Genomic DNA, 25,528 nt, shown 5'->3' with positions numbered 1-25,528 from the left:
ACCGTCAACTCGATATGAGTTAAAGTGATGAAATCACACCCACAGGTAAGCAATTAATGGCCGGACGTCCGCGCGAATTTGATAGGGAAGCGGCATTGCAGCGCGCCATGTTGTTGTTCTGGGAGCAAGGGTACGAGGGCACCAGCATGTCGGCGCTGGTGGAGGCGCTGGGCATTGCCTCGGCGAGGATTTACGCCGCTTTTGGCAGCAAGCAGGCGCTGTTCCGTGAGGCGGTGGCTTTATATGAAAGCGGCGAGGGTGGCTTTGCCGACTATGCGCTGGCGCAGGCAGACCTGAGAAGCGCGATCAGGGGCATGTTGGACGATGCCATCAGCACATACACGCAATCGGGTCGTCCCGGCGGCTGCCTGGTGGTGAGTGCCGCAAGCAGCACCAGCCCGGACGGTGTCGAGGTTCAGCAATGGCTGTGTGAGCACCGCCGGCAACGTACCCAGTCGATTATCGACAGATTGCAATGCGGGCAGGAAAGCGGCGAGCTTGGCGAGGATGTCGATGTGCAGGCGCTGGGGGACTTTTATGCGACCTTTTTGCACGGTATTTCCATCCAGGCGAGGGATGGCGTTACGCCTGAGCGTCTTCGCCAGTCTGTCGAGGTAGCGCTGGGCCTGTTGCCAACACGACCACCAAGTCCAGAACAGACGCCCGATCCAGCCGGACCATGATATTCTGCGCGCCATCTTGGTCTATTCTCTCTCTGGTACGCACTCCCGAATGCGTACCGGCAGGGTAGCTGTCGCCGAGGTAGCTGAAGCCAATAATGATAAGAAGTCAGCGCAGAAGGGACATAAAAGTGAGGTCGATACGTCGGCCTTGTGTGCCCACCCTGCAGTTCTTGCGAGTACGGGAACCAGCAAAACATTGCCTGATGTTTTGTGAACAACGGTTGCCGGAAGGTCGAGGACGGTAGGGCGGAAGGCGTTTTATCATAGGTGCTACGATGTTTAAAAAAGTGAACACTGCCCTGCTGGGGCTGGCTTTGTCGATGGGGATTACTTCCGTTCAGGCGGAAGAGGCAAAGAAAGTTGATGTGCTGCTGATCGGCGGGGGCATCATGAGTGCGACCCTGGGTGTCTGGCTCAATGAGCTGGAGCCGCAATGGTCGATGGAGATGGTCGAGCGCCTGGACGGCGTCGCCGAAGAAAGCTCCAACGGTTGGAACAACGCCGGTACCGGTCACTCGGCCCTGGCTGAGTTGAACTACACCCCGGAAAACAAGGACGGCACCGTTGAGATCCCGAAAGCGGTCGAGATCAACGAAGCATTCCAGATTTCCCGCCAGTTCTGGTCGTGGCAGGTTCAGCAAGGCGTTCTGAAGAACCCGCGCTCGTTCATCAACTCCACTCCGCACATGAGCTTTGTGTGGGGCGATGACAACATCAAGTTCCTGAAGAAGCGTTACGAAGCATTGCAGGCAAGCCCGTTGTTTGCCGGCATGGAATACTCCGAAGATCCGGTACAGATCAAGAAGTGGGTTCCGTTGATGATGGAAGGGCGTGACCCGAGCCAGAAAATCGCGGCTACCTGGTCTCCGATCGGTACCGACGTGAACTTTGGCGAGATTACCCGTCAGTTCGTTGCTCACCTGCAGACCACGCCGAAGTTTGATCTGAAACTGTCGAGCGAAGTGCAGGACATCACCAAGAACGCCGACGGTTCGTGGCGTGTCAGCTACAAAAACCTGAAAGACGGCACCAAGACCGAGACCGACGCCAAGTTTGTGTTCATCGGCGCGGGCGGCGGTGCTTTGCACTTGCTGCAAAAATCGGGCATTCCTGAAGGCAAGGAATATGCAGGCTTCCCGGTTGGCGGCTCGTTCCTGGTAACCGAGAACCCAACGATTGCCGAGCAGCATCTGGCCAAGGCCTACGGCAAGGCTTCGGTGGGTTCGCCACCGATGTCGGTTCCGCACCTGGACACCCGTGTGCTGGATGGTAAGCGCGTGATCCTGTTTGGCCCATTCGCGACCTTCTCCACCAAGTTCCTGAAAGAAGGCTCGTACCTGGACCTGCTGACCAGCACCACCACCCACAACATCTGGCCAATGACCAAAGTCGGTATCCGCGAATACCCACTGGTCGAGTACCTCGCCGGCCAACTGATGCAGTCGGATGACGACCGCTTCAAGGCGCTGCAAGAGTACTTCCCGAACGCCAAGAAAGAAGACTGGCGCCTGTGGCAAGCCGGTCAGCGTGTGCAGATCATCAAGCGTGACGAAGAGCAGGGCGGCGTCCTGAAACTCGGTACCGAAGTGGTCAGCTCCGCCGACAACACCATCGCCGGCCTGCTGGGTGCATCGCCTGGTGCGTCCACCGCAGCGCCGATCATGTTGACCGTGCTGGAAAAAGTGTTCAAGGACAAGGTCGCCACCCCGGCCTGGCAGGAAAAACTGAAGCAGATCGTGCCTAGCTATGGCACCAAGCTGAACGGTAGCCCTGAGCGTGTTGCGCAAGAATGGGCCTACACCGCCAAGGTTCTGCAACTGACGCCTCCGCCTGCCATTCCTGCAATGCCCGCTCCGCAAGCGACCGAGGCTGCCAAGCCTGCGGCCGAGCCGAGTAAGCCGGCGGCTGATATCGCGCTGTAAGCGGTTGACCAGGTTCTGAAACAGGATTGAGTCGACACTTGAAAACCCGCTGAACCGGTAACGGTCAGCGGGCTTTTTGATTGCGGCTTTTTATCGAAGAGGTTTAGGGCTGGGCTCTAGCTCGGTTTTTTTGTTCCCAACAGCCGCACTTCCTTGAGCAACGCCGCCCCCAGTTGCTCGGTACCCAGTTCCTTGTACCCCACCGCCTTGATATCACCGTTCTGTTCCGCCTGGATGATGATCACTGGTGTCTCCTTGCCTGTACCCGCTTCGACGTGCAGGGCGTATTGAGGAATATCCATCTTGATCGGTGTACCTGCCGCCTTGCCTTTCACATTGATCAGAAACGCCGCACAACCATTGTCGACATCGTCGTTGGTGGCAGACCGCCCGCTGACGAAACAACTCTCGGGCAGGTCGGGCCAGGCGATGGTTTGCGCCTGGGCCAGGGCGGGTGTCAGGAGCAAGGCAGCGAGCAGAAGCGTGCGCACGTTGGGCGGTCTCTCAAGGGGCGGTGGAATACAGGTTTTACCAAAGCAGATGCATTGCAGCAACGCCAGGGATCAGTCCAGGCGTCGCATGCCGGTGGCCTTTGCGGTGTCGATATCAAAGGTGGCGGTGTATTCGCACCCGGCAGCGTGGGCACAGCGCTCGATCAGACAGTCGGCGAAATCAGCCTTGGTCGTGGTAAATCGGCGCACAGCCTGCCAGATGAGTTCGGTATGTTCGATGATCAGCTCACGGGTGCGCAGCAGGGTTTCCAGAACCGCCACCACTTGCGTCTTGGGGCATTGGTAGCAGCTTTGTAATACCCACACCAACTCCACCACCGAAACCAGGCTGACAAACCCCGGTGAAGTGGCAGTGAAGGATTCGATCAGGCTTGAGGCCTTGGCCGATTGAACCGGATCATCCTGGGTGACATAGCGCACCAGCACATTGGTATCCAGGCCTATCATCCAGCCTTCGCTCCCTGTGTGGCGATGGCCTGGTTCATCTGTTCAATGCTGACGGCCTGGGCGGGTTTGCGGATCAGGCCCTTGAGGTCCTGGACGCTATGGTTGGCGGCGATGATGGCAAACTTGCCATCTTCCATTTCGACAAACTCCACCCGGTCTCCGGTGTCCAGGCCCAATGCGGTCCGAACTTGAACGGGGATAGTGATTTGCCCTTTTGAGGTGAGTGTGGCGGTGGCCATAATGAAGATCTCCATCGGGATATTCCTTACCCTAGGGTAAGGAATGATGGAAGACAAGATCCGTTGGTCCATAGGTCGCTCTTTAGGTGTCGGTGGGTCGGAATAGATAAAACCTAGTCCGGATTCCTGCCAACGACACCTGTAAAAGGCCCTTAAAACACTACAACATATGACCTGGCAGTTTGCCTGTTACTGCACCACGCGATAGCACGGCACATACGCCGCTCCACCGGGCAATTTCATCCGGTGCTGTTCCACAAATGCCTTCAGCAGCTCATCCAGTGGCTTCATGATGGCCAGGTCGCCGTGGATTTCGTACGGGCCGTTTTGCTCGATAAGGCGGATGCCTTTGTCCTTGACGTTACCCGCCACGATCCCGGAGAACGCCCGGCGCAGGTTGGCTGCCAGCTCATGGGGCGGCAGCGCGTGGCTCAGTTGCAGGCTGGCCATGTTTTCGTGAGTCGGGTCGAACGGGCGCTGGAAGCCTTCGTCGATCTTCAGTAGCCAGTTGAAGTGGAAGGCGTCGTTGCGCTCGCGGCGGAATTGTTTCACGGCTTTTAAACCGGCAGTCATCTGCCGCGCGACTTCAGCGGGGTTGTCGATGATGATCTGGTAGTGGGCCTGGGCCGCCTCGCCCAGGGTCGCGCCGACAAACGCATGCAGTTGTTGCAGGTACGGCGCGGCCTGTTTTGGCCCGGTGAGGATCACCGGGAACGGCACGTCGCGGTTGTCCGGATGCATCAGGATACCCAGCAGGTACAGGAACTCTTCGGCCGTGCCCGCGCCGCCCGGGAAGATGATGATGCCATGGCCTACGCGCACAAAGGCTTCCAGGCGTTTTTCGATATCCGGCAGGATCACCAGTTCGTTGACGATCGGGTTTGGCGCTTCGGCGGCGATGATGCCGGGCTCGGTAAGGCCCAGGTAGCGCCCGCCGGTGATACGTTGTTTGGCGTGGGAAATGGTCGCACCCTTCATCGGACCTTTCATCACGCCAGGGCCGCAACCGGTACATACATCAAGGCTGCGCAGGCCCAGTTCATGCCCGACTTTCTTGGTGTATTTGTATTCTTCGGTATTGATCGAGTGCCCACCCCAGCACACCACGATCTTCGGCTCGACTCCGGGCCGCAGCGTACGCGCGTTGCGCAGCAGGTGGAACACGTAGTCGGTGATGCCCTGGGAGGTGCTCAGGTCGATGCGCTGGCTGTCCAGTTCGTTCTCGGTATAGACGATGTCGCGCAGGGCGCTGAACAGCATCTCGCGGGTACTGGCGATCATTTCGCCATCCACGAACGCGTCAGCCGGTGCGTTCAACAGCTCCAGGCGCACGCCACGATCCTGTTGATGGATGCGCACCTCAAAGTCCTTGTAGGCGTCGAGGATGGTCTTGGCGTTGTCGATATGAGCGCCGGTGTTGAGGATTGCCAGGGCGCACTGGCGAAAAAGTGTATAGATGCTGCCGGAGCCGGCTTCGCTCAGTTGCTGGACTTCACGTTGCGACAGCGTTTCGAGGCTGCCCTTGGGGCTGACGGAGGCATTGATGACTTGGCGTTGAGGCATTCTTATTCCCTGAAAGCGCAGCCACCGGGTGATGAACAGCCAGTGGCATGAGGATGACGAGCGCCGAATACGGTCGCACAGGACGGGCATTTTCCCTGCCCTACAGGCAGGACGCAAACTCCGTACAGCCTCATCATGCCGCAGAATGTGCTGAATCTGCGTTCATGTCGGAAAAATAGAGTGCCTTTCCCCGCTGTGGATTGGATTTTGAGAACAGAAGAATTGCGACTATCGTGACGCTTCGGTTTTTCGGACGTCATAGACCAGTACGATTGACGCCGTAATGGCCACCATTGGCCATCGGCACCTTGGAAGAGGCAGAAATTTTATGATCATCAAACCGCGGGTTCGTGGCTTTATCTGTGTGACCGCTCACCCTGTTGGCTGCGAAGCGAACGTCAAAGAGCAGATCGACTACGTGACCGAACACGGCGCCATCGAAGGCGGCCCGAAGAAAGTCCTGGTGCTCGGTGCGTCCACTGGCTATGGCCTGGCAGCGCGTATCAGTGCCGCTTTTGGTTGTGGCGCCGATACCCTCGGCGTGTTTTTTGAGAAAGAAGGCGAAGAAGGCAAGCTCAGCTCTGCCGGCTGGTACAACAGCGCCGCTTTCCACAAGTTTGCCGCGCAAAAAGGCCTGTACGCCAAGAGCATCAATGGCGATGCGTTCTCTGACGAGATCAAGCGCCTGACCATCGAAACCATCAAGAAAGACCTGGGCAAGATCGACCTGGTGGTCTACAGCCTGGCCGCGCCACGCCGTACCGACCCGCAAGGCGTGGTGCACAACTCCACCCTCAAGCCGATCGGCAAGGCTGTGACCCTGCGCGGGATCAACACCGACAAGGGCGTTGTGGTCGACACCACACTGGAACCTGCAACCCAGGAAGAAATCGACGGTACCGTCAAAGTGATGGGTGGCGAAGACTGGCAGCTGTGGATCGACGCCCTGCGCGACGCCGACGTGCTGGCCGAAGGCGCCAAGACCACTGCGTTCACCTACCTGGGTGAAAAGCTGACCCAGGATATCTACTGGAACGGCTCCATCGGCGAGGCCAAGAAAGACCTCGACAAGAAAGTCCTGACCCTGCGCGACAACCTCGCGGCACTCAAGGGCGATGCCCGTGTATCGGTGCTCAAGGCCGTGGTCACCCAGGCCAGCTCGGCGATCCCGATCATGCCGCTGTACTTGTCGCTGCTGTTTAAAGTGATGAAAGAGCAGGGTACCCACGAAGGTTGCATCGAGCAGGTCTACGGCCTGTTCAAGGATAGCCTGTATGGCAGCGAGCCTAAGCTGGACGCCGATGGCCGCCTGCGTGCCGACCTGGCTGAGCTGGAGCCGAAGGTCCAGGACGCCGTAGCGGCGCTGTGGAACCAGGTCACCGACGACAACGTCAACGAGATCAGCGATTTTGCCGGCTACAAGGCTGAGTTCCTGCGTCTGTTCGGTTTTGAGATCGATGGCGTGGATTATGAGGCCGACGTCAATCCGACCGTGAAGATCGAAGGCCTGGTCCAGGCTTAACCCTTTGTAGGAGCCGGCTTGCCGGCGAAAATCGTCAACGATTACGCGGGGTGCCTGGCGCCCCGTGGCGTTCTCGGGTTTTTCGCCGGCAAGCCGGCTCCTACAAAAAGCTCACATTTGGGAACCTTCCTACCTTTCCTTGCTTGCCCCTTCTTTACCTCGGTGTGCCAGACTGCGTCCGTTATCACACTAGGCTAACGGAGGATCTCCATGACGATTCGTGCAGTAGTTTTTGATTTCGGCGGTGTCCTGTTTGATTGGAGCCCACAGCACCTGTATCGCAAACTGATTACCGGTGACGAGGAGCGGCAATGGTTCCTCGACAACATCTGCACCCAGGCCTGGAATACTGAACAGGATGCTGGGCGCACCCTGGCCGAGGCCACCCGCACCCTGATCGCCAAACACCCGCAACATGAGGCCTTGATTCGGGCCTACTACGAGCGCTGGCATGAAATGCTGCGCGGCCCGCTCGCAGATGGCGTGGCGATTCTTGAAGACCTGCATGAAGCCAAAGTGCCGCTATTCGGCCTGACCAACTGGTCGGCTGAAACCTTCCCCTATGCCCGCGCCAACTATCCCTTCTTGAAGTACTTTCGCAATATCGTGGTGTCCGGCGAGGTCAAGCTGATCAAGCCTGACCCGGCGATCTACCGCGCGAGCCTCGATCAGGTGCGTGCTGATTTGCCGGACATCGAGCCTGAGCAAGTGGTGTTTATCGACGATGTGGCCGAAAACGCCAATGCCGCCAGTGCCTTGGGCTGGCGTGGCATTCATCACGTATCACCCGAGCAGACCCGCCGCCAACTGCAGGCCCTGGGGCTGAGTTTCTAGCGCGCCCATTGTTCGATCACGAAGTCGACAAAGGCCCGCAGTTTGGGCAGGCGATAGCGGTCCTGCGCATAGAGAAGATGCATCGAGCGCGAAGGTGACTGATAGCCTGGCAGCAGCGCCACCAGCCTGCCCGCCAGCAGATCGGCGCCGACCAGGGCGTCAGGCAGCATCACGATGCCCATGCCTTCGACGGCGGCACGATGCAGGGCCTGGGAACTGTTGATGGTCATGGGGCCGGACACGGCGACTTCAACTTCACCCTCGGGGCCCCGCAGGCGCCAGAGTTTGTCGGCGTTGCGCCAGTCATCGGTCGAAGGGTAGGCAAACGCGAGGCAGTCATGGTCCTGCAAATCCATGGGCTGCTGGGGCGTACCCCGGCGCGCCAGGTATTGCGGCGAGGCGCACAGGGTCATGGTGTAGTCCTGCAACGGCCGGGCGATCAGGCTGGAAGGTTGCAGCTCACCCAGGCGGATTGCCACGTCGAAGCCGCTGTCGATCAGGTCCATGGCTTGATTGCTCAGCACCACGTACAGCTGGATCTGTGGATAGCGCCGGGAAAACTCACTGAGCGCCGGTGCCAGGCGCTCGGCACCAAACGCCGGCGGGGCGGTGATGCGCAGCAGCCCTTGTGGCGCCTCGGTATGGATTTGCTCAGCCAACTGCTCGGAGTTGGCCACCAGCCCCAGCACCTCCAGGCAGCGCTGGTAATACAGGCCACCGAACTCGGTCAGGCTTTGCTTGCGGGTGGTGCGCTTGAGCAGGCTGACGCCGAGGCGCTGTTCCAGGGCGCGCAGGTGATTGCCGACCATGGTGGTCGACAGTCCACAGGCCTGGGCTGCCGCAGTCATGCTGCCGGCCTCCACCACTTTGACGTAGACGGTCATTGCCTGGAACAGATCCATTATCAACCCTTGATTCAAAGTCATTGCATATATGTGCAGTTTATCCAGCTTGAGTGGCTAACGATACTAAGGCCCTGACCCCGATGGAGCCCTATGCCATGACCGCCGCTTGCCTGATGACCACCTATCAACCCCTGGCCCTGAGTTTTACCCGTGGCCTGGGCACACGCCTGTGGGACCAGCAAGGCCGTGAGTACCTCGACGCCGTGGCCGGGGTGGCCGTGACCAATGTCGGTCACTCCCACCCACGGCTGGTGACGGCAATCAGCGAGCAGGCCGGGTTGCTGTTGCATACTTCCAACTTGTACGGCATTGACTGGCAGCAGCGCCTGGCGCAACGGCTGACCCAGTTGTCGGGCCTGGATCAGGCGTTCTTCAACAACTCCGGCGCCGAAGCCAATGAAACAGCGTTGAAACTGGCGCGCCTGCATGGCTGGAAAAAGGGCATAGAGCAGCCGCTGGTGGTGGTCATGGAGAATGCCTTCCACGGCCGTACCCTGGGCACCATGGCCGCCAGTGATGGGCCATCAGTGCGCCTGGGGTTTCAGCGTTTGCCGGGGGATTTCATCAAGATTGGCTTTGGTGACCTGGCGGCATTGGAGGCGCTGACCCGTGAGTTCGGCCCCAGGGTCGTCGCGGTGTTGCTGGAGCCGATCCAGGGTGAAAGTGGCGTGCAACTCGCCCCGCCGGGCTATCTGAAAGCCTTGCGTGCGCACTGTAGCCAGCACGGTTGGTTATTGATGCTCGATGAGATCCAGACCGGCGTTGGCCGTACCGGCACCTGGTTTGCCTTCCAGCAGGAGGGCATTGTCCCGGACGTCATGACCCTGGCCAAGGGGCTGGGCAACGGTATCCCGATTGGCGCCTGCCTGGCGCGTGCCCCGGTAGCCAAGCTCTTCACCCCCGGCAGCCATGGCAGCACCTTTGGCGGTAACCCACTGGCGTGCCGTGTGGGTTGTACGGTGCTGGATATCATTGAGGAGCAAGGCCTGCTGGAGAACGCCGCGCGTCAAGGCGAGCGGCTGCTGGCGCGGCTGCGGGTGGAATTGAGCGAGCACCCGCAAGTGCTGGCGATCCGTGGGCGCGGTTTGATGATCGGCATTGAACTGGCTACGCCGCAGCGCGACCTGGCCGAGCGGGCCGCACGGGAGCAGGGTTTGTTGCTCAATGTCACGCGGGGCAAGGTCATTCGCCTGCTGCCGCCCCTGACCCTGGATAGCAAGGAAGTGGAGATGATCGTGCGGGGCATCGCGCGGTTACTGTAAACCTGGCCCGTTCAGCCACTCCTGGTTCATCGTTTCGCTATCCCCCAGGTATTCCAGCAGCCAGGTCATGGCCGGGGACAGTTTGTTCTGCGCCCAGGCCACGCAGGACGGGCTGGCCGGGAAGGGCCGGGACAGTTGCAGGGCGGCCAGTTCGCCGCTGTCGATCAGCGGTTGCACCAAGTGCGCCGGAACCATGCCGACGCACAGCCCGTCTTGCAGGCAATCCATGGCCGATGCCCAGTTGGGGACTACCAGGCGTCGCTGGTTGTCCAGGGTCCAGGTATCGCGCTTGGGCAGGTTGCGCGAGGTGTCGGTCATACACAGTGATGCAAAGGGCCGCAGTTGATCGTCACTGAGTAAACCCTCGACCTGCGCCAGCGGATGCCGGGCGCTGACCACGCACAGCCAGTTCAACAGCCCCATGTCGCGAAACGTGAAGTGGCTGGCCACCGGCACCGCACTGGTGGCGCCGATCACGATGTCGGTGCGCTCGTCCGCCAGGGCGTCCCACACCCCGTTGTACACCTCGTATTCCAGCAACAATTCCACTTCCGGGAACTGGCGATAGAAATCCAGTACCAGTTGCCGGCACCGCTGCTGCTTGACGATGGAATCCACCGCCACTTTCAACTGGCCGCTCCAGCCATTGGCCACCTGCTGGCACAGACGGCGGGTACCGAGCATGGTTTTCATCACGCCGCGGGCTTCGTCGATAAACAGGCGGCCGGCAGGTGTCAGTTCCACATCACGGTGGCGGCGGATAAACAACGGCACCGCCAACCATTCCTCGATCTGTCGTACTGTGTAGCTGATGGCCGAGGGCACGCGGTGCAGTTCCTGGGCGGCGGCGCTGAAGCTGCCGTGACGCGCCACCGCATCCACCACATCCAGGGAGTATTCGGACCACATGGGTTCTGCCTTCAAAAATATTGATAAGAGTGTCCAATTATTATCGCTTCACAGGGCGGCTGTCAGCTTCATAATAGGCGCCAGTCAGCAAATTGTTTGATGGCAGGACCTACAAGGCTTCAATGAAAAACTCTTTTGGTTTCACCTGGTACCTGGCGGGGCTGAGCATGCTCGGCTACCTGGCCATGGATATGTACTTGCCCGCGTTCGGCGCCATGGGCGAACACCTGCAGATTTCACCCGGTGCGGTGGGCGCCAGTCTGAGCATCTTCCTCGCCGGTTTTGCCGTGGGGCAACTGCTCTGGGGGCCGCTGTCTGACCGCCTGGGGCGCAAGCCAATCCTGCTGGCCGGCCTGAGTCTGTTTGTGCTCGGCTGCCTGGGGATGTTCTGGGTCGAGACCGCGCCGCAACTGCTGGCGTTGCGGTTTGTGCAGTCGATCGGGGTGTGCAGCGCCGCTGTCAGTTGGCAGGCGCTGGTGATTGACCGTTACCCGGCCGACAAGGCGCATCGGGTGTTTGCCAGCATCATGCCGCTGATGTCCCTGTCACCGGCGCTGGCGCCGCTGTTGGGCGCGGTGGTGTTGAATCACTGGGGCTGGCAGGCGATCTTCGCCGTGTTGCTGGGCGTCTCGCTGTTATTGCTGGTGCCAACGTTGTTGCTCAAATCCATGCCCAAACGCCTGGCTGGCGACGGCGAAAAAGCCCGGTTGGGCTACGGGCAACTGTTCAAGTCGCGGGTGTTCACCGGCAACGTGATGATCTTTGCCGCATGCTCCGCCAGTTTCTTCGCCTGGCTGACCGCATCGCCGTTTATTCTCGGTGGCATGGGTTACAGCCCCAATGACATTGGCCTGAGCTATGTCCTGCCGACCCTGGCGTTTCTGGTGGGTGGCTACAGTTGCCGCAGTGCCTTGCAACGGTTCCAGGGCAAAGTCCTGTTGCCCTGGTTGCTGGTGGCGTACTGCATCAGCATGGTGGCGCTGTATCTGGTGGCGACCCTGACGGTGCCGACACTGACCACCTTGCTGATTCCGTTCTGCCTGATGGCCCTGGTCAACGGCGCCAGCTACCCGATTGTGGTGGCGAATGCGCTGATGCCTTTTTCGGAAAACTCCGGCAAGGCTGCCGCGCTGCAAAACACCCTGCAACTGGGCTTGTGCTTTGTCGCCAGCCTGCTGGTGTCGTCGCTGATCGAGGAACCCTTGCAGATCACCGCAATCGTGATGCTGGCGACCGCGCCGCTGGCAGTGCTGGGGTATTGGCTGGCGCGGCCCAAGTCGGATGAGTCGGAGCTGGCGGCGGCTTAAAACGTCACTTCCATGTTCACGGTTGGTGTCGAGGTGCGGCTACCACGGCCGCCATCCACACCGAACTTGTTATGCCAGTATTCGTAGCCCACGCCCAGGTACAGGTTGGGCTTGACGCTTTTGCCTGGCCGTACCGCGACCATCAGCGCGGTGCGCATCAGGGTCTCGGCCGCAGTGTCGCGACTGTTGTAGTCGTGGCCCTTGTCTCCGACATGGTTGATGAACCCCTGGAATTTTGCGCCATGGTTGCCGATCTCGAACGGGCGCATCCAGGTCAGGTTGAGCATGTAGGTGTCGTCGAAGGTGTGGTTCGGATCCTTCGCCCCGGGGATGCCGGAATGGTTGTTTTCCTTGTAGTACATCAGGCTCAGGTCCAGCACCCCGACCGTGTTGAACTTCAGGGTCGGCCCGATCACCAGGGCGCGCTTTTTCGCCGAGGCCAGGTTGTTGTTGCGGTTGGCGTCGAACCCCAGGGTCAGCGCGTAATCCTTGATCAGCCCCGTGCCCAGCGGCTGGTCAAATATCCGTGACGCATACAGCTGGTGCCGATAGACCGCATACACTTCACTGCCGCCGTGATCGGTGCCCTTGCGCGGGTCGCGGCTGTCGGACAGGAACACGTCGAGGTTGAGGAAGTTACTGCCGTACTGGTAGCCGCTGGCGTGGGTGAAGCTGTAGATGCGTTTGCTGAAGTCGTCGGGGTTGTTCGGATTGGTGAACTGTTGCCCGTAGCGAAATCCTACGCTGTTGTTCATCCACTCCACCGCGACAGCCTCCCCGCCGCCGAGGAGGGTGAATAATACGGTTGCGCCGTGCAGTGCCTTTTTCATTGTTTTAATTCCTTTGGCGTTTTGGCTCTTGGCAGCCGTGCAAGGGCTGCCGGGCGCAGTATCGGCACAACCGCGGTGACGCTCAAAGAACAGAATGTCGACTGGGCCGCTGCCGAATCGGCAGCACTGAAGTTGGCCGCAAGGTCAGGAAATGCGTGGTGTACAGGGTAATTCCTCGCGTTCACGCAAAGCGATTTCCTCGCTGATCAGGTGGGCCATCGACTCGACTGCCGTAGGCAAATCCCGACCCTTGCGCGCATACAGCCCCAGGTCGCTGAACATTCCGCCCTGATCACTCAGGGGGATATGCAGCAACTCACCCCTGGCCAAATCGGCCTCGATCCCGATCCGCGTCTGGAACGCCACCCCTAACTGCTGACGCGCCAACTGCCGCGCCAGTTCCATGGAGTTGCTTTGCAGCAACGGCTTGTGCGCAGCCGGCGAACGCTTGTGCAGCGGGGCGATCAAGTGATGGATCGACAGCTCGCTGTTGGCCTGGATCACCCCGTGTTCAGCGCACAGGGTGTAGCTGACGCTGGCGTGGGAGGCCAGTGGGTGACCCGGAGCCACCAACGCACCGAGGCGGAAATGGCCGACACACAGTTGCGTGGTTTCTGCGCTGCGCGGCAGGGCAAAAGCCAGCCCCAGGTCCGCCTGGCCGTTGATCACCGCTGCCGGAATCGATTGTGAACCCTGCACGGTCACACCGATGGTCACCGCCGGATAGCGCTGGCGCATGCGCTTGAGCACGGCCGGCAACAACTCCACCGTGGCGCCTTCCACCGTGGCGATTTCCACATGCCCGGTCTGCACTTGGTTCAATCCTTCCAGTTCGCCGCGTACCCGTTCCACATCCTGCAGCACCAGGGTCACATGGCGGGTCAGGATTTCCCCGGCAGCGGTCAGGCGCAGCCCGCCGGGCAGGCGTTCGAACAGAGGCGTGCCGACTTCGCCTTCAAGCTTGAGAATTTGCCGGTTCACTGCGGACGATGCCACGTTCAGCCGGCGTGCGGCTTCGCGGATCGAATGGCAGCGACGGACCATATCGAAGTAGCAAATGGCCGCAGAGTGAATGCGCAGCGTGCGGTTGAGCATTTTTTTCAGGTCCTTGTGGGCACGGCTTCAAGCCTTGGGGCAGGGCGGCTGAATGGATTTTTGTAACGTCGATGGCAGGTATCTTGTGGAAATGATTGTATACAACTCTATGGACATCCAATCTTTCTATTGCATACAGTGAGCGCACAACAAAAACAGAGATCCCCTCACCATGACTATCCCGAAGGCGTCACCGCAACGGCCAGAAGATGAGAATCTTGGCGTCGCTGCCAACATGGCTTACGGCCTGCAGCATGTACTGACCATGTACGGCGGCATCGTCGCCGTGCCGTTGATCGTTGGCCAGGCGGCCGGGTTATCTCCAGCCGATATTGGCCTGTTGATCGCGGCGTCGTTGTTTGCCGGTGGCCTGGCCACGTTGTTGCAAACCCTGGGCCTGCCGTTTTTTGGCTGCCAGTTGCCGCTGGTGCAAGGGGTGTCGTTTGCCGGCGTGGCGACCATGGTGGCGATTGTCGGCAGCGATGGTGCGGGCGGTGTGCCGGCGATCCTTGGCGCGGTGATGGCCGCGTCGTTGATCGGGTTGCTGATCACCCCGATCTTTTCGCGAATTACCAAGTTTTTCCCGCCCCTGGTGACCGGGATCGTGATTACCACCATCGGCCTGACGCTGATGCCGGTCGCCGCCCGTTGGGCCATGGGCGGCAACAGCCGTGCCGCGGATTTCGGCAGCATGCCGAACATTGGCCTGGCGGCCATCACCCTGGTGCTGGTGCTGCTGTTGAGCAAGGTGGGCAGCGCCACGATCTCGCGCCTGTCGATCCTGCTGGCGATGGTGTTTGGTACGCTGATCGCAGTGTTCCTGGGCATGGCGGACTTCTCTACCGTGACCCAAGGCCCGATGATCGGTTTCCCCACGCCGTTCCATTTCGGCATGCCGACCTTCCATGTGGCCGCGATCCTTTCCATGTGCATCGTGGTCATGGTGACGCTGGTGGAAACCTCGGCGGATATCCTCGCGGTGGGCGAGATCATCGACACCAAGGTTGACTCCAAGCGCCTGGGCAACGGCCTGCGTGCGGACATGTTGTCGAGCATGTTCGCGCCGATCTTCGGCTCGTTTACGCAAAGCGCCTTCGCCCAGAACGTCGGCCTGGTGGCGGTGACCGGGGTCAAGAGTCGTTATGTGGTGGCCACGGGCGGCCTGTTCCTGGTGATCCTTGGCCTGTTGCCCTTTATGGGCCGGGTGATTGCGGCGGTACCGACCTCGGTACTGGGCGGCGCCGGGATCGTGTTGTTCGGCACCGTGGCGGCCAGTGGGATCCGTACGTTGTCCAAGGTCGATTACCGCAACAACATGAACCTGATCATCGTCGCCACCTCCATCGGTTTCGGCATGATCCCCATCGCCGCACCAAGTTTCTACGATCAGTTCCCCAGCTGGTTCGCCACCATTTTCCACTCGGGGATCAGCTCCTCGGCGATCATGGCGATCCTGCTGAACCTGGCGTTCAACCACTTCACCGCCGGTAACTCAGACCAGCAGTCGGTGTTCGTCGCCGGCACCGAGCGTAGCCTGTGCTTCCAGGATGTGGCGGCACTGCGGGATGGGGATTACTTCAGCAAAGGCAAATTGTTCGATGCCGACGGTAAGGAAATTCCGGTGGTGGCGAACTCGCAGCACAAAGCGACGGCGCCGGGCAGGGCTGAAACCAGCGAGGTTTAGCCCGAACACCACGCACTAAATGTGGGAGCGGGCTTGCTCGCGAAAGCGGTGGATCAGTCGGTACATCCGGCGACTGAAAAACGGCTTTCGCGAGCAAGTCGAATCGTCGCACCGCCGCTCCCACATTTGATATGTGTGGTTTCAACATCGGGGGTGACAGGCCTCATCCAAAAACTTCACCACTGTGCCCATGCAAGCCTGGCGCTCTTCGGCATGGGGCATATGGCTGGAGTCTTCGAACAACGCCTCGCGCACATCGGCGATTTCATCGAGGAACACCTTGAATTCCAGTGGTATGACCTGGTTATGGCGCCCGCAAATCATCAGGGTCGGTACTCGGATCTGCGTTAGCTGGCCAATCCTGATCGGGCCGTGCAGGGCGTTGTACACCGTAGGATCGGCCGCCATCTGGGCGAAGGTGCGTGCCACTTCTTCGGGCCACGGGTTGATCCGGCACAGAGGCTGGTCATCGAAGCCAGCAGCCAGGTTGGCGGCGATAAGTGCGCACAGGCCCTTGGGTTGGCGAATCGCGTGTTCACTGCCGAGCCTGGCGCCCCAGGCGTGCCCGAGGATCGCGTAATGGTTGCTGATGCGCAGATGGTCGAGCAGGTTGTCCAGCTCTTCGAGAAACAGCTCAACCGTCCAGAAATCGGCGGGCTGGTGGGGCAGGTGGGTGGAATGGCCATTGCCCAGTTGGTCGTAATGAATCACCGCATGGCCACTGGCAGCTACGTCCTTGAAGGCGTCCAGATAGTCATGGGTACCGCCGGGGCCACCATGGAGGATGACCAAGGGGGGCTTGCCGCTGTCGAGGTTCCCGGTCACGCGATACCAGGTCTGGTAGCCGCGAAAGGCGGCGTAGCCCTGGTGGGTCTGTTCGATGAATTCCATTTCCGGCCCTGCCATCAGCAATTGGTCGGGACACGATAGTGTGAACAAAACGTTTAAGTAACTGGCAAAACGGCTAGGTTTTCCTGCTGACCCAGGTGGGAACCGGTAACCCGGCTCCCGCCCAGGTTTGGCTTATTGCTTCTGCGGATCAAACTGCTTGTCACGGATAAACAGCGCCGGGATCACCCCGCAGATAAAGTACGCCGCGCCCATCACCATAAAGCCCACGCCAATCGAGCCGTGGGACGCCAGGAAGCCAATGGCCGCCGGCGCTACTGCCGCGCCAACCCGGCCGATGTTGTAGGCGCCGCCCACGGCCGAGCCGCGGAATTTCGCTTCGAAGCTTTCGGTCATGTAGGTCGCATTCACGCCGTAGGGAATGCCGTACAGGAAGCCGAAGGCAATCAGCAGCCAGAGGATGTTGTCCGGGCTCTGGTACAGCACGATCACCGGCAGGAACACCGCCGTGCCGAGGGCACCGAAGGCAAACACCACACGCCGACCCAGGCGATCAGCCGCGAGGCCGGCGAGGATCTTGCCGAAAATCATCGCCGCGTAGGTACCGACCATGTAGCTGGTCATCGACTTGAAGTTCATCCCCAGTTCGCCTTCCAGGTAGGACGGCATCCAGTTGTTGACCCCGTAGTAGCCGAACTGCAGGAAGCCTGCGGTCAGCGCCCAGAGCAGGAACATGCGGCTGGCCCTGGGGTCGCTGAAGATCAGCTTGAACATGCCATCGGGCTTTTTCGCCGAAACGCGCTGGATGCCTTCGGCTTTTTCCCGCGCACGTTCGGCCTGGGCGTTGAGCCAGGCCTGGGGTTCTGGCACCAGGCGCTGCATCAGTACGGCGAGGATCACCGGGATGATCGCCACGTAGAACAGCCAGCGCCAGCCGTGGTCCGGCAGGATCCAGCCGGCCAGCAAGGTGGCGACGATGTAACCCACCGACCAGCCGGCCTGCAGGGTGCCGAGCACGGTGGTGCGGTAGCGGGTCGGTACGTATTCGGCCATCAGGGTATTGCACGCGACATACAGTGCGCCCAGCCCGAGGGAGGCGAAAAAGCGGGTGGCCGCGAACTGCCAGTAGCTGTGGGTCAGGCCGAGGATCGCGGTGCCTACCGAGAACAGCACGATGCTCCACACCACGGTCTTGACCCGGCCAAAGCGGTCACAGGCCCAGCCCCCATAAATCCCGCCGACCGCCATCCCGGCCAGGGTGAAACTGCCCAGGCTGCCAGCTTCGACACTGGTCAGGCCGAACTCGGCCTTCAGGCTGCTGAGGCTGTAGGAAAGTAGCATCAAGTCTGCGCCGTCGATCAAAAGACCGAGGAAGCAGAAGATGAAGACAATGATCCACAGGTTGTTTTTTGCGGGCGACAACGCCCCCGTCGATGTGGCGACTTCCATAGCGATACCTTGTTGTAGTTGTAGGGCACTGGTTATGGGTGTTGCATGAACAATGAATATCTACTGTGGGAGCGGGCTTGCTCGCGAAAGCGGTGGGTCAGTTAATAAAAAGTTGACTGACACTGCGCCTTCGCGAGCAAGCCCGCTCCCACACAAGCCCGGTTCCCCCCAAAGGGTTGTGTGGGGTTTAGCGCTGGGCCTCGCGAATCATGTTGCGCGCGATCACCAACTGCTGGATCTGCGTGGTGCCTTCATACAGGCGGAACAGGCGCACATCGCGATAGAACCGCTCGATCGCGTATTCGCTCACATAGCCCGCGCCGCCGTGGATCTGTACGCAACGGTCAGCCACGCGACCGCACATTTCCGTGGCGAACATTTTTGCGCAGGAGGCTTCGGTGCCGATATTCAGGCCCTCGTCACGCTTGCGCGCGGCGTCCAGCACCATGCAGCGGGCCGCATAGATTTCAGCCTTGCTGTCGGCGAGCATGGCTTGGATCAACTGGAACTCGGCAATCGGCTGGCCGAATTGCTTGCGGTCGATGGCGTAGTGCAGGGCATCGTCGAGCATGCGCTCTGCTGCACCGACGCTGATAGCCGCGATATGCAGCCGACCCTTGTCGAGTACCTTCATTGCCGTCTTGAAACCCACACCCTCGATGCCGCCGATCAGTTGCTCGGCAGGCACCCGTACATTGTCGAAAATCACGTCGCTGGTATGGGCGCCTTTCTGGCCCATCTTATGGTCGCGCTTGCCCAGGGACACGCCCGCCGTGTTGCGCTCGATGATAAATGCGCTGATGCCACCGGAGCCCTTGATGTGCGGGTTGGTGCGGGCCATCACCGTGAAAACCCCGGCGTGGGGCGCGTTGGTGATAAAGCGCTTGGTGCCATTGATCACGTAATGCTCGCCATCGCGCACGGCGGTGGTTTTCAGCGAGGCGGCGTCAGAGCCGGAATCCGGTTCGGTCAGACAGAACGAACTGAGCAACTCGCCGCTGGCAAGCTTGGGCAAGTAGTGTTGTTTCTGCGCCTCGGTGCCGTCCAGCAGAATGCCAATGGCGCCGATGCCATTGTTGGTGCCGAAGTAGGAGCGGAACGCCGGCGAGGTGTGACCCAGCTCGAAGGCAATGCTCACTTCTTCTTCCATGGTCGCGCCCAGGCCGCCATAGGCTTCGGGCAAGGTCAGGCCGAACAGGCCCATGTCCTGGAATTGCTGGACGATATCCGCCGGGATTTCATCAGTCTCGGCGACTTCGTTTTCCCGGGGGATCAGCGCTTCGTTGACGAACTGGCGAATGGAGTCCAGCAGCAGGTCAAGCGTTTGCGGGTCTCGGATCATGTACATTCCTCGGCGGCCCGTTCGGCGGGCCTGTTGTATTGAATCTGCCGAGGCCATGCACCGATCTGTCTAGCGGGCGGCGGCCTCGATGTTATTGACCATGTGCTTGAGACGCGGCCCGATGTCGTCTTCGAGTTTTTCCCGGGAAAGGTGAAAACTCGGCCCGCCACAGTTGAACGTCAACAGCCCATGTTGTGAGTGCAGCATGGGCACGGCGATGGCGTTGACATCGCGGTGCCACTCACCGATCGACATGCAGTAGCCGAAGTCGGTGTAATCCCGGAACGCGCGCTCCAGCCCTTTGCGAATCTTTGGCCAATCCTCCGGATGGCGCTGGCGGATATGCTCAAGCATGAATTCACGCTCGTTCCCCGGCATCGCCGCCAGGCACGCGCGCCCCGCAGAACTCAAGTGCAGCGGCAAGCGCGTGCCGACCTGGCGGCGCATGGTCATGTTCGCTTCGCCCTGGACCACGTCCAGGTACACCATGTCCAGGCGGTCCCGGGTAGCCATCGCGACGGCGGCCTGGGCGTACTTGGCCATGGTCTCCATCACCGGGTGGGCCACGGCCCGCACCGACAGGTTGGAAAGCATCGCGTAACCAAACGCCATCACGCCCACATTCAACTGGTACCGGCCCGACTGCGGCAGGTGCTTGAGGTAACCCAAGCGGGTCAGGGTGTGGGTCATGCGGGTAATCGTCGGTTTCGGCAGGCCGGTCTTGCGCGCCAGCTCCTGATTACTCAACACGCTTTCGCTAGGGGTAAAGCAGCGCAGCAACTCCAGGCCACGGGCCAGTGCCGTGATGAACTGGCGATCCTTGTCTTCCTCCTCTTCGGTGTTCATCGGATCCACCAGCAGGTGTTCGAAAGCAGTGCTGCCTGCAGGTGTCTCTGGTGTGTTCGGGTCCTGGCTTCGACGGCGCATGGTAGACATCCTTCTTTTATAAAATCAACAAAACAAAACCATATTCCGCAGTGCGAAACAACTGGAATTGTTGAGTTTTAACGGTGTCTTTATATTTATTCGTTTTTAAACAGTCACTTAGGATTATTTTTATTGGTGTTTTAGGTTTTTACGTTTACATCCTCCATGCCGCTACATATGATTTGTGGAAAATGCGAAATGTTATTTCGCACTGCAAAATTAGTAATGGGTTTTTAATCTATAATCCACAGTCGGCGATACAGACCTTCAGGAATAAAAACAATGGGTGCTTTAACAGGTTTGCGGGTACTGGATTTGAGCCGGGTATTGGCCGGTCCCTGGTGTGGCCAGGTGTTGGCGGACCTGGGCGCAGAAGTGATCAAGATCGAACGCCCGCACAGTGGCGACGACACACGAGGCTGGGGGCCGCCGTGGATGAAGACCGACACCGGCGAGTCGTCCGGGCAGGCGTCGTATTACCAGTCCACCAACCGTGGCAAGCTGTCGGTGGCCATCGACCTGGCCAGCGCCGAAGGCCAGGAACTGGTGCGGGCGCTGGCGGCCAGCTCCGATGTGCTGATCGAGAACTACAAGGCCGGCTCCCTGGCGCGCTACGGCCTGGACTATGCGACTCTGGCCGAGGTCAATCCACGTTTGGTGTATTGCTCCATCACCGGTTTCGGCCAGACCGGCCCACGTGCCGAAGAGCCCGGTTACGATTTCATCATCCAGGGTATTGGCGGGCTGATGAGCATCACCGGCGAGCGTGATGATTTGCCGGGTGGCGGCCCGCAAAAGGTCGGCGTGGCATTTTCTGATCTGATGACCGGGCTGTATTCCACCGTGGCGATCCAGGCCGCGCTGCTCAGCCGCGAACGCAGCGGCGTCGGCCAGCATATCGATATGGCCCTGCTGGATGTGCAAGTCGCGACCCTGGCCAACCAGAGCATGAACTACCTGGCCTCTGGCAAAGTACCCCAGCGCTTTGGCAATGCCCACGCCAACATCGTGCCGTACCAGGTGTTCCGTGCGGCCGACCGCGACTTCATCATCGCCTGCGGCAACGACAGCCAATTTATCGCGTTGTGCCAGAGCATCGGCCTGCCACACCTGCCGGATGATCCGCGCTTTCGGCGCAATGCCGATCGCGTTGCTCATCGCGCCGAGATCGTCGAGCTGTTGTCGGCGCACTTTCTTGGACGCACGGCGGATGAGTGGGTCGCCTGTATCCATGCCTCGAAAGTCCCGGTGGGCGCGATCAACAACATCGCCCAATCCCTGGAAGAGCCACAGGTAATCGCCCGCGAACTGATGGTGAAGATTCCCCATCCGCAAAACCCTGACTTCGCCATGGTCGGCAGCCCGATCAAGATGTCCGGCACCCCGGTGGAGTACGTGCGACCGGCGCCGATGTTGGGCCAGCATACGGATGAGGTGTTGGCGGGGCGGTTGGGGTTGTCCAGTGAGCAGTTGGGGCTGTTGAAGAGCAGTGGGGTGATTGAACAGTTACCGTAACGAGGGCGCGCGTGGTCACCGCTGCAATATTTTGCCCAACGCGCCCATGTCCATGGCTTCATTCATGCTCAACGGGCCGGAAAAGGTGAAGGGTTCCTTGTAGAGCGATTCATAGTGCATCTCCACAAACACGTCATTCCTTTGCAGGAACAGGCTCATTTGCAGCAGGCACAAGGGGCCGAACTGCGTGCTTTTAGTCGGCTCCAGAATCACGATGTCATTTCCAGGCCTGACCGCTGCGCCTTCGGTAGGCCAGCCTTTGGCGAAACACTCGGGATTCAATCGCGCTTTCTCCAGCACGGCCGGCCAGCGACTGTCCCCCAGCCCGTCGAACTGCTTGTCGCCGACGCGAACAGTGAACGACGTGATGATGCCCGGCCCAATCCCTTCGTTGGATAAGTACAGTCCGCTTTTTTTCGCCGTCAAATGCGGTGTAATCATCAGGTAGGGCCGTACGGAAAGGCGGTTGTGCTCGCGCATCAGGTCCAGTTGCCAGAAGGAAATCGACGCGGCGGCAATGGAAATCACCACTGCTGCCAGGGAAAGGAGGGTGCCGGAGGAAAGCGTGGGCTTTTTCGGTGTCAGTGTGGCGGTGGGGCGGCGCGGTTTGAAAAAGGGATGGTCATGCAGTTTTTTCACGGGTCGACTCCTTGTCGATAGGGGTACACGAGAAATTTCGGGCAAAAAAAAGCCTGCATTTCTGCAGGCTTCTTCTAGTGTATGGCTCCACGACCTGGACTCGAACCAGGGACCCAATGATTAACAGTCATTTGCTCTACCAACTGAGCTATCGCGGAATGCGGCGTATCTTACTGATTGAAAAGGATAAGTCAAACGTTTCGTGTTTTTTGTGCCTGTGCATGGCAGGGTACGCAACGGATTGCCTATCGCCGCAATACCTTCGGTGCCGAGTGCCCAAGGAAAAGTTCATGAGTTTCAGTTGGGTAGAGTTAGCTTTTGGCGCGATGGTGATCATCGCCCAGGGCCTGTCGTTTTGGTTCATGTATTGGTTGTTTAAAAAGCTACGAAAACCCAAGTCGGCAGCGCCTGCCTACGCCCTTGACACTGGTCTTGATGGTAAGGCGATTCCAGTGTTGGCGACGTTCACCGGGTTGAGGCGTGTTCCTTGGGTGGCTGTGGCTTCCAATAGTCTTAACCCGATGTTTCGCCTTGACGGTCAGCAGTTGTTTTACCGGGTTTTTCGGCAAAAGCAGCGCATGTTTCACGATATTTTGCTGGTGGACACGCGCAGCGCCTATGGCACCTTCAACCTGATTTTTGAATTCACCGACTCGCCGTTCACCTTCATCGTGAACCTGGGCAGTGCATCGCGAGTGGCTTATGTCCTGAGTCTGCTGCCCAGCAGCGTCCCGCTTTCCGAGCGGGCGCAGGCGGCGTGCCTGGGCGAGCCCCCGCGTGAGCGGGGGGTATGAATGGTTCTGATCAGAACGAGTAGGTCGCCGAAGCAATCGCTGAGCGCGCATCGCCGTATTCAATAGCCGAGGAGCGTGCAGCGTTGCCGTTCTGCTGGCGTACTCGCTCGACATAGTCCTTGTTGAACAGGTTATTGACGTTCAACTGCAGCTCCAAATCGTCGTTGACCTGATAACCCACCATCGCGTTGTGCACCCAGAAGGCATCCAGCTTGGCGGTGGTGCTGGAGGTTACATTGCGTTTGCTGGCATATCGCGCACCATAACCGACAGACCAGCCAGCCGGCAGTTCATAGGTTGTCCACAGGTTGAATGAGTGCGGTGGCGTATTTCCCAGGGCTTGGCCTTTGCGATCATTACCGGCTGGCGTGTTGGCGGCATCCAGGGTTTCGCTGTCGAGGAAGGTGTAGTTGGCGAACACATCCCACAGTTCAGTGACGCGACCGGTCACGCCGAGTTCGAAGCCTTGCACGCGTTGTTTGCCGGCCAACTGGGTGGAGCCGTCAGACATCGTTTCGCGAGCGTTGGTTTTTTCGACACGAAACAGCGCGGCATCCAGCTCCACGCGTTTGTCCAACAGTTCCCATTTGGTACCCAGCTCCCAGGTCTCATTTTTCTCCGGCGCCAGGTTTTCGGTCGCCGCACTCAAGCCGCCGCCGTTTGATGCCAGGTTTTCTGCCGATGGGTTGAAAGAGTTGCCCCAGGCAACATAGAAGCGACCGTTCTCGGTCGGCTTGTACACCAGGCCGGTGCGGGCACTCAGTTTTTCGTCGGTGGAGGACAGGCTGGAGGTTTGTACGTGGGTGCCTGTGTATCCGTTTGCCCGGCCTTCGATCTTGTCGTAACGCAGGCCCAGGTTGAGGTCCCATTGCTCATGCAGGGCGATGGAGTCGAACAGGTACAACGCTTTGTCGGTCAGTTTGGTTTCGGTGTAACCGCTGGTGGTTTTGTTGACCGGGCCACTCCAGTGGCCAGGCGGATTGCCCAGGTCATAACCGTTGCCGGGGTACAAAGAGGTACCGAGGCCATGGTTGTAGGTTTTCAGGTCCAGGGTTTCACGGGAGATTTCAACACCGGTCACCAGGTCATGGCGCATTCCGGCAAGTTGAAAGTTGCTGATCAGGTTGGTTTGGTTGATCCACATTTCGGTGATGGCATCACGTCCATAAGCTTGTGGGCCAGCCGGGCGGTAGCGGCCCGCTGGCACGCCGCCGGTGTTGACGTGCGAGGCCGACACGATGGTATCGCGGTCAGTACGGCTGTAGCGTGTGAGGTTTTGCAGGCGCAGGTTGTCGTTGAAGTCGTGTTCAAAGTTGGCGGTGAAGGCGCTTTGTTCGAACTTCTCCTTGTCGAGATTCTTCCAGCCGAAGTAAGCATCGCGGTCAACGCCGGACAAACGTTTGCCGTCGAGCGCCGGGACGCCGTAGTCCGGCAAATTGTCATCGACTTGGTGAAATGCACTGAGGGTAAGGCTTGTAGATTCGTTGAAGCCCAACCGCAGCGACGGCGCGATCCCCCAGCGTTCCCGATCGATCTCTTCACGGCCGGCGACGTCGTTCTGATGCCCCATCAGGTTGAGGCGCACCGCGCTGTTGTCGCCTACACCCTCAAGCGGCTGGTTGGTGTCCAGTGTCAGACGGTAGTAGTTGTCAGTGCCAATACTGCCGCCAAGGCGGGTGAATGCCTGATCCTGAGGCTGTTTACTGATGATATTGATGCTGCCGCCTGTGGTGCCGGCACCGCCGAATACCGAGTTGGGGCCTTTGATCACTTCCACTTGTTCGACGTTGAACGTATCGGTGCGGCTGGTTTGCGCACTGTCGCGCAGGCCATCGATCTGGATGTTGCTGTTGGCAGAGAAGCCACGGATGTTAATGCTGTCCCCAGATCCGCCACCCCCTTCACCGGCATTGAAGGTAATGCCCGACACGTTGGACAGCACCTGGCGCAGGCTCAGTGCCTGCTGCTCCTGAATCACTTTGGGCGACACCACGGTGATGGTTTGCGGCGTATCGAGTAGCGGGGCCACATATTTACTCGACGCCGAGTGCTCGGTCCTGGAGTCTTTGCGCGCGGCTTCGATCTTGATGCTATCCAATTGCAGGGCCTTCTGGCCTTCGGCGGCGATAGCAAAGCCGGAAGACGAGGCGATGGCAACGCTGATGGTAGAAGCCAGAAGGTGACGCTGTGGGAGCGGAGGGGTGGTGCCGACGCGCATGGGAACTATTCTCAATTATTAAAATGAGAATGAATACTATTTGAGAATTTATGCCAAAAGCTGTTTTGGCATAAAATGTTA

23 protein-coding genes and 1 tRNA gene are annotated in these 25,528 nt (G+C 59.5%); 9 read left to right on the top strand and 15 right to left on the bottom strand.

The genetic code is table 11. The features are described from left to right. Positions 1-56: 56 nt before the first annotated feature. Entirely contained in the window at positions 57-683 is a 627-nt protein-coding gene (locus FJD34_RS21435) for a TetR/AcrR family transcriptional regulator (RefSeq protein ID WP_090290721.1), read from the top strand. Between the two features lie 275 nt (positions 684-958). After that, on the top strand, positions 959-2,605 hold the full coding sequence (mqo, locus tag FJD34_RS21430; RefSeq protein ID WP_065942544.1) for a malate dehydrogenase (quinone): 1,647 nt from the start codon (positions 959-961) through the stop codon (positions 2,603-2,605). A 116-nt stretch (positions 2,606-2,721) separates the two neighbouring features. Here mqo and FJD34_RS21425 read toward each other — a convergent pair whose 3' ends face one another. The 4 genes from FJD34_RS21425 to ppnN form a co-directional block, all read right to left on the bottom strand. Then, positions 2,722-3,096, bottom strand: a complete 375-nt coding sequence (locus FJD34_RS21425) for a hypothetical protein (protein ID WP_065942543.1) — start codon at positions 3,094-3,096, stop codon at positions 2,722-2,724. A 72-nt stretch (positions 3,097-3,168) separates the two neighbouring features. Beyond that, positions 3,169-3,564: a PIN domain-containing protein gene (locus FJD34_RS21420; protein ID WP_065942542.1), complete on the bottom strand. Its 396-nt coding sequence runs from the start codon at positions 3,562-3,564 to the stop codon at positions 3,169-3,171. Further along, positions 3,561-3,818 carry an AbrB/MazE/SpoVT family DNA-binding domain-containing protein gene (locus tag FJD34_RS21415; RefSeq protein ID WP_032859669.1) on the bottom strand — a complete coding sequence of 86 codons (258 nt, stop codon included), beginning with the start codon at positions 3,816-3,818 and terminating at the stop codon, positions 3,561-3,563. Before FJD34_RS21415 ends, FJD34_RS21420 begins: the two co-directional genes overlap by 4 nt. Before the next feature lie 174 nt (positions 3,819-3,992). After that, positions 3,993-5,366, bottom strand: coding sequence for a nucleotide 5'-monophosphate nucleosidase PpnN (gene ppnN, locus FJD34_RS21410; RefSeq protein ID WP_032859320.1), 1,374 nt, complete (start codon positions 5,364-5,366; stop codon positions 3,993-3,995). A 328-nt stretch (positions 5,367-5,694) separates the two neighbouring features. On the opposite strand from ppnN, the gene fabV reads away from it, so the two are divergent. Next, positions 5,695-6,888 carry an enoyl-ACP reductase FabV gene (gene fabV, locus FJD34_RS21405; RefSeq protein ID WP_032859321.1) on the top strand — a complete coding sequence of 398 codons (1,194 nt, stop codon included), beginning with the start codon at positions 5,695-5,697 and terminating at the stop codon, positions 6,886-6,888. A 210-nt stretch (positions 6,889-7,098) separates the two neighbouring features. Continuing rightward, on the top strand, positions 7,099-7,722 hold the full coding sequence (locus tag FJD34_RS21395) for an HAD family hydrolase (protein ID WP_032859323.1): 624 nt from the start codon (positions 7,099-7,101) through the stop codon (positions 7,720-7,722). On the opposite strand, the gene FJD34_RS21390 is transcribed toward FJD34_RS21395, so the two are convergent. Next, positions 7,719-8,624, bottom strand: a complete 906-nt coding sequence (locus FJD34_RS21390; RefSeq protein WP_090290723.1) for a LysR family transcriptional regulator — start codon at positions 8,622-8,624, stop codon at positions 7,719-7,721. The genes FJD34_RS21395 and FJD34_RS21390 overlap by 4 nt on opposite strands. 98 nt (positions 8,625-8,722) lie before the next feature. Between FJD34_RS21390 and FJD34_RS21385 the strand changes: the two genes are divergently transcribed. Further along, positions 8,723-9,889: an aspartate aminotransferase family protein gene (locus tag FJD34_RS21385; RefSeq protein WP_065942539.1), complete on the top strand. Its 1,167-nt coding sequence runs from the start codon at positions 8,723-8,725 to the stop codon at positions 9,887-9,889. On the opposite strand, the gene punR is transcribed toward FJD34_RS21385, so the two are convergent. Beyond that, the gene (gene punR / locus FJD34_RS21380) at positions 9,881-10,798 is read right to left on the bottom strand and encodes a DNA-binding transcriptional activator PunR (RefSeq protein ID WP_032859329.1); all 918 of its coding nucleotides are present in this window, start codon (positions 10,796-10,798) and stop codon (positions 9,881-9,883) included. The two genes, FJD34_RS21385 and punR, sit on opposite strands and share 9 nt — an antisense overlap. A 122-nt stretch (positions 10,799-10,920) precedes the next feature. Between punR and punC the strand changes: the two genes are divergently transcribed. Beyond that, positions 10,921-12,105 carry a purine nucleoside transporter PunC gene (punC, locus tag FJD34_RS21375; protein ID WP_032859332.1) on the top strand — a complete coding sequence of 395 codons (1,185 nt, stop codon included), beginning with the start codon at positions 10,921-10,923 and terminating at the stop codon, positions 12,103-12,105. Here the strand turns inward: punC and FJD34_RS21370 are convergent. Beyond that, on the bottom strand, positions 12,102-12,935 hold the full coding sequence (locus FJD34_RS21370; RefSeq protein WP_032859335.1) for a hypothetical protein: 834 nt from the start codon (positions 12,933-12,935) through the stop codon (positions 12,102-12,104). The two genes, punC and FJD34_RS21370, sit on opposite strands and share 4 nt — an antisense overlap. 144 nt (positions 12,936-13,079) lie before the next feature. Then, on the bottom strand, positions 13,080-14,030 hold the full coding sequence (locus FJD34_RS21365) for a LysR family transcriptional regulator (RefSeq protein ID WP_090290724.1): 951 nt from the start codon (positions 14,028-14,030) through the stop codon (positions 13,080-13,082). A 172-nt stretch (positions 14,031-14,202) separates the two neighbouring features. On the opposite strand from FJD34_RS21365, the gene FJD34_RS21360 reads away from it, so the two are divergent. After that, positions 14,203-15,714 carry a nucleobase:cation symporter-2 family protein gene (locus FJD34_RS21360; RefSeq protein ID WP_090290725.1) on the top strand — a complete coding sequence of 504 codons (1,512 nt, stop codon included), beginning with the start codon at positions 14,203-14,205 and terminating at the stop codon, positions 15,712-15,714. 141 nt (positions 15,715-15,855) lie between these two features. On the opposite strand, the gene FJD34_RS21355 is transcribed toward FJD34_RS21360, so the two are convergent. The 4 genes from FJD34_RS21355 to FJD34_RS21335 all read right to left on the bottom strand — a co-directional run bounded on the left by FJD34_RS21355 (position 15,856) and on the right by FJD34_RS21335 (position 20,281). Next, positions 15,856-16,605, bottom strand: a complete 750-nt coding sequence (locus FJD34_RS21355) for an alpha/beta fold hydrolase (RefSeq protein WP_090290726.1) — start codon at positions 16,603-16,605, stop codon at positions 15,856-15,858. Between the two features lie 132 nt (positions 16,606-16,737). After that, positions 16,738-18,012, bottom strand: a complete 1,275-nt coding sequence (locus FJD34_RS21350) for an MFS transporter (protein WP_032859347.1) — start codon at positions 18,010-18,012, stop codon at positions 16,738-16,740. A gap of 187 nt (positions 18,013-18,199) precedes the next feature. Further along, on the bottom strand, positions 18,200-19,354 hold the full coding sequence (locus tag FJD34_RS21340; RefSeq protein ID WP_090290727.1) for an acyl-CoA dehydrogenase family protein: 1,155 nt from the start codon (positions 19,352-19,354) through the stop codon (positions 18,200-18,202). A 69-nt stretch (positions 19,355-19,423) separates the two neighbouring features. Continuing rightward, complete coding sequence (locus FJD34_RS21335; protein ID WP_032859351.1) at positions 19,424-20,281, bottom strand: IclR family transcriptional regulator; 858 nt, start codon at positions 20,279-20,281, stop codon at positions 19,424-19,426. 282 nt (positions 20,282-20,563) lie between these two features. Here FJD34_RS21335 and FJD34_RS21330 point away from each other — a divergent pair, with 282 nt between their 5' ends. Next, positions 20,564-21,796 (top strand): CaiB/BaiF CoA transferase family protein, encoded by a 1,233-nt coding sequence (locus FJD34_RS21330; RefSeq protein WP_090290728.1) that lies wholly within the window; start codon positions 20,564-20,566, stop codon positions 21,794-21,796. A 15-nt stretch (positions 21,797-21,811) separates the two neighbouring features. Here the strand turns inward: FJD34_RS21330 and FJD34_RS21325 are convergent, their stop codons facing one another. Both FJD34_RS21325 and FJD34_RS21320 read right to left on the bottom strand, forming a co-directional pair. Continuing rightward, a complete protein-coding gene (locus FJD34_RS21325; RefSeq protein ID WP_032859356.1) occupies positions 21,812-22,435 on the bottom strand; it encodes a hypothetical protein in 624 nt (207 codons plus the stop codon). 82 nt (positions 22,436-22,517) lie between these two features. Beyond that, positions 22,518-22,593, bottom strand: a tRNA-Asn gene (locus FJD34_RS21320). A 132-nt stretch (positions 22,594-22,725) separates the two neighbouring features. On the opposite strand from FJD34_RS21320, the gene FJD34_RS21315 reads away from it, so the two are divergent. Next, positions 22,726-23,229, top strand: coding sequence for a hypothetical protein (locus tag FJD34_RS21315; protein WP_050593321.1), 504 nt, complete (start codon positions 22,726-22,728; stop codon positions 23,227-23,229). 10 nt (positions 23,230-23,239) lie between these two features. Here FJD34_RS21315 and FJD34_RS21310 read toward each other — a convergent pair whose 3' ends face one another. Beyond that, complete coding sequence (locus FJD34_RS21310; protein WP_090290729.1) at positions 23,240-25,447, bottom strand: TonB-dependent receptor; 2,208 nt, start codon at positions 25,445-25,447, stop codon at positions 23,240-23,242. Positions 25,448-25,528: the final 81 nt, after the last annotated feature.

This window comes from Pseudomonas brenneri (assembly GCF_007858285.1).
GTDB lineage: Bacteria > Pseudomonadota > Gammaproteobacteria > Pseudomonadales > Pseudomonadaceae > Aquipseudomonas > Aquipseudomonas brenneri.
Note: the sequence above shows the minus strand (reverse complement) of the source record. Positions and strands in the feature narration are given on the sequence as shown.

Coding starts and splice junctions, on each gene's coding strand:
- FJD34_RS21395 (WP_032859323.1), top strand. CDS start 7,099: ATGACGATTCGTGCAGTAGTTTTTGATTTCGGCGGTGTCCTGTTTGAT.
- FJD34_RS21340 (WP_090290727.1), bottom strand. CDS start 19,354: ATGATCCGAGACCCGCAAACGCTTGACCTGCTGCTGGACTCCATTCGC.
- punR (WP_032859329.1), bottom strand. CDS start 10,798: ATGTGGTCCGAATACTCCCTGGATGTGGTGGATGCGGTGGCGCGTCAC.
- FJD34_RS21335 (WP_032859351.1), bottom strand. CDS start 20,281: ATGCGCCGTCGAAGCCAGGACCCGAACACACCAGAGACACCTGCAGGC.
- fabV (WP_032859321.1), top strand. CDS start 5,695: ATGATCATCAAACCGCGGGTTCGTGGCTTTATCTGTGTGACCGCTCAC.
- FJD34_RS21310 (WP_090290729.1), bottom strand. CDS start 25,447: ATGCGCGTCGGCACCACCCCTCCGCTCCCACAGCGTCACCTTCTGGCT.
- FJD34_RS21315 (WP_050593321.1), top strand. CDS start 22,726: ATGAGTTTCAGTTGGGTAGAGTTAGCTTTTGGCGCGATGGTGATCATC.
- punC (WP_032859332.1), top strand. CDS start 10,921: ATGAAAAACTCTTTTGGTTTCACCTGGTACCTGGCGGGGCTGAGCATG.
- FJD34_RS21365 (WP_090290724.1), bottom strand. CDS start 14,030: ATGCTCAACCGCACGCTGCGCATTCACTCTGCGGCCATTTGCTACTTC.
- FJD34_RS21415 (WP_032859669.1), bottom strand. CDS start 3,818: ATGGAGATCTTCATTATGGCCACCGCCACACTCACCTCAAAAGGGCAA.
- FJD34_RS21390 (WP_090290723.1), bottom strand. CDS start 8,624: ATGGATCTGTTCCAGGCAATGACCGTCTACGTCAAAGTGGTGGAGGCC.
- FJD34_RS21420 (WP_065942542.1), bottom strand. CDS start 3,564: ATGATAGGCCTGGATACCAATGTGCTGGTGCGCTATGTCACCCAGGAT.
- FJD34_RS21435 (WP_090290721.1), top strand. CDS start 57: ATGGCCGGACGTCCGCGCGAATTTGATAGGGAAGCGGCATTGCAGCGC.
- FJD34_RS21350 (WP_032859347.1), bottom strand. CDS start 18,012: ATGGAAGTCGCCACATCGACGGGGGCGTTGTCGCCCGCAAAAAACAAC.
- FJD34_RS21360 (WP_090290725.1), top strand. CDS start 14,203: ATGACTATCCCGAAGGCGTCACCGCAACGGCCAGAAGATGAGAATCTT.
- FJD34_RS21330 (WP_090290728.1), top strand. CDS start 20,564: ATGGGTGCTTTAACAGGTTTGCGGGTACTGGATTTGAGCCGGGTATTG.
- FJD34_RS21385 (WP_065942539.1), top strand. CDS start 8,723: ATGACCGCCGCTTGCCTGATGACCACCTATCAACCCCTGGCCCTGAGT.
- mqo (WP_065942544.1), top strand. CDS start 959: ATGTTTAAAAAAGTGAACACTGCCCTGCTGGGGCTGGCTTTGTCGATG.
- FJD34_RS21370 (WP_032859335.1), bottom strand. CDS start 12,935: ATGAAAAAGGCACTGCACGGCGCAACCGTATTATTCACCCTCCTCGGC.
- ppnN (WP_032859320.1), bottom strand. CDS start 5,366: ATGCCTCAACGCCAAGTCATCAATGCCTCCGTCAGCCCCAAGGGCAGC.
- FJD34_RS21355 (WP_090290726.1), bottom strand. CDS start 16,605: ATGGAATTCATCGAACAGACCCACCAGGGCTACGCCGCCTTTCGCGGC.